General features: G+C 67.3%; 3 protein-coding genes. All 3 read right to left on the bottom strand.

Annotation, left to right across the window (positions count from 1 at the left end):
• On the bottom strand, nt 1-328 hold a 328-nt coding region (locus AB4Y72_RS19640), incomplete at its 3' end, for a galactokinase family protein (protein WP_441427810.1).
• Complete coding sequence (gene galT, locus AB4Y72_RS19645) at nt 325-1,476, bottom strand: galactose-1-phosphate uridylyltransferase (protein ID WP_441427812.1); 1,152 nt, start codon at nt 1,474-1,476, stop codon at nt 325-327. The genes AB4Y72_RS19640 and galT, both read right to left, overlap by 4 nt.
• Before the next feature lie 2 nt (nt 1,477-1,478).
• A complete protein-coding gene (gene mgrA / locus AB4Y72_RS19650) occupies nt 1,479-2,525 on the bottom strand; it encodes an L-glyceraldehyde 3-phosphate reductase (protein ID WP_441427811.1) in 1,047 nt (348 codons plus the stop codon).
• Nucleotides 2,526-2,659 lie beyond the last annotated feature (134 nt).

The raw sequence follows: 2,659 nt of genomic DNA on the forward strand, positions 1-2,659 counted from the left end.
GAAGCGCCCAGACCACTCCGAGGGGATACTTGGCCCAGCGGGTGACGGTGCCCGGCGCCAGGGCGGTGGTGTCGGCCTCAACGAGCCTCTGGTCTCCGGATGTGGACAGCAGCCGGACGGTGGAGTCGTCACGGAGCCGCACGGCGGTCCGGGCCCGGTTGTCGATCGCGAAGGGCAGGACGAAGCCCTCGTTGTAGTCGGTGTGCTCGCCGATCAGGTTCACCCGGCCGGGCGCGGCCCAGACGCCGTGCGGTGCCGCGCCGAAGGTGGCCTCGAAACGGTCCGCCAGCTCGTGGGCCCGGGCGTTGCTGGGTGCTGTCGATGTCATGCTGAAACGCCTTCCGGGGCCAGAGCGGGACGGGTTGTGAGGCCGGCCGGCTGGGCGGCCGCTTCGCGCAGCCGGGCCGCGACGGATTCAGGGGTGGTGTCGTTGATGAAGGCACCCATGGCAGCCTCGGATCCGGCCAGGTACTTCAGCTTGTCCGCCGCGCGGCGGGGAGATGTCAGCTGCAGGTGCAGGTGACCGGCCCGGCGCATGGCGGGTTCCAGCGGAGCCTGGTGCCAGGCCGCGATGTAGGGGGTCGGCGTCGGATACAGGGCGTCAAAGCGTTTGAGCAGTTCGGGGTACAGCTCCGCCAGCTCGTCGCGCTCGGCTCCGTCCAGGGCGGCGAGGTCCGGGACCTGGCGGTGCGGGACGAGGTGGACTTCCAGCGGCCAGCGTGCCGCGAACGGGACGTAGGCGCTAAAGTGTTCGCCCTCGAGGACCATGCGGCTGCCGTCGCTGCGTTCGGCCTGGAGCAGGGAGGCGGTGAGGGTTGCGGTGCCGTCCGTCGTGGCGGCGAACTCGCCGGCTGCGGCGGCCAGCACCGCGGCGCGCGGTGTTATGTACGGGTAGGCGTAGATTTGCCCGTGCGGGTGGTGCAGGGTGACGCCGATGTCGGCGCCCCGGTTTTCGAACGGGAAGACCTGTTGGATGCCGGGCAGCGCGCTCAGCGCTTGCGTCCGGTGGGCCCAGGCGTCAATCACCGTGCGGGTCCGGAGCCAGCCCAGTTCGGCGAAGGAACCGGTGTGCTGCGGGGTGAACGCCACCACTTCGCACCGGCCTGTCGCGGGTCCTGTCGTCCCCCAGACCGGCGCCGCGGGAATCTCGCGGGCGTCAGGGCCGAGAGAGGGGAAGCGGTTTTCAAAGACGGCCACGTCGTAGTCCGGCGCCGGGATCTCGGTCTGGTTGGCCGGCGTCGTCGGACAGATCGGGCACTGGTCCGCCGGGGGCAGGTGGGTGCGCGACTGCCGGTGCGCGGCGACGGCCACCCATTCCCGGCTGAGCGCATCGAAGCGCAGCTCGCCGGGCTTGGGGYGGGCGGGCAGTTCCCGGTGGTCCACGAGGGATGCGGCGGGCCGCTCGGCGGAGCCTGCGTCGTCAAAGTAGAAGATCTCCCGGCCATCGGCCAGAGAGTTTGTGGTGATGCATGTCATGTTCATATTTGTGCTTTTCTTCGTGCGGGGTTGATATCGGACTCGACGGCGAATTCGTCGATCGATTTCAGCTCGTCCTCCGTGAACGCCAGATTGTTGATGGCGGACAGGGTGTCCTCCAGCTGCTTGACGCTGGATGCCCCCGCGAGGGCGGACGCGACGGGGGTGCCCTTGGGCTGGTCGCGGAGGATCCAGGCGATGGCCATCTGCGCCAGTGATTGCCCGCGGCCGGCGGCGATATTGTTGAGCCCGCGGACACGGTCCAGTTTGTCCTCGGTCAGTGCCGATTCTGACAGGAACCGTTCCTTGGCGGCCCGCGAATCGGCCGGGATGCCGTTGAGGTAGCGGTTCGTGAGCATGCCCTGTGCCAGCGGGGAGAACGCGATGGATCCTGCGCCCACCTGCTCCAGCACCTCGTAGAGGTTGGGCGAGCCGTTTTCGGTCCAGCGGTTCAGCATGGAGTAGCTGGGCTGGTGGATGAGCAGCGGGGTGCCGAGCTCTTTCAGGATCCGGGCAGCCTCGATGGTCTGTTCCGGGGTGTAGGAGGAGATGCCTGCGTAGAGCGCCTTGCCGGAGCGCACGGCGTAGTCCAGCGCACCCATGGTCTCTTCCATCGGCGTCTCGGGGTCCGGACGGTGGCTGTAGAAGATGTCCACGTAGTCCAGGCCCATGCGCTGCAGCGACTGGTCCAGGCTGGAGAGCAGGGATTTGCGGGAGCCCCACTCGCCGTAGGGGCCGGGCCACATGTAGTAGCCGGCCTTGGTGGAGATGACGAGTTCATCCCGGTACGGCTTGAAATCGTCCCGCAGGTGGCGGCCGAAGTTGATTTCGGCCGAGCCGTCCGGCGGCCCGTAGTTGTTGGCGAGGTCAAAGTGGGTGACGCCGAGATCGAAGGCACGGCGCAAGATGGCGCGCTGTTCATCGAAGCGCTTGTCGTCGCCGAAGTTGTGCCACAGGCCCAGGGAGATCGCGGGAAGTTTCAGGCCGCTGCGTCCGACGCGGCGGTAGGGCATGGATTCATAGCGGTTGTCCGCAGCCGAATAAGTCATGGGTGCCTTTCTGTCAGGACCGCTCACGTGCAGGTTCGGAGTCAAGGGGTTCTCTGTTGGTTGAGGTGGTTTCCGGCTGCTTTTCATCGTGGGATGAGTGTTTCCTGGTCATGGTTGCCAGGGGAGACTGTTCC

The sequence above is a fragment of the Arthrobacter sp. YAF34 genome (assembly GCF_052113245.1).
Lineage (GTDB): Bacteria > Actinomycetota > Actinomycetes > Actinomycetales > Micrococcaceae > Arthrobacter.

Bases quoted from the DNA above. Each gene is read 5' to 3' on its own strand.
- mgrA (WP_441427811.1), bottom strand. From the start codon at position 2,525: ATGACTTATTCGGCTGCGGACAACCGCTATGAATCCATGCCCTACCGC.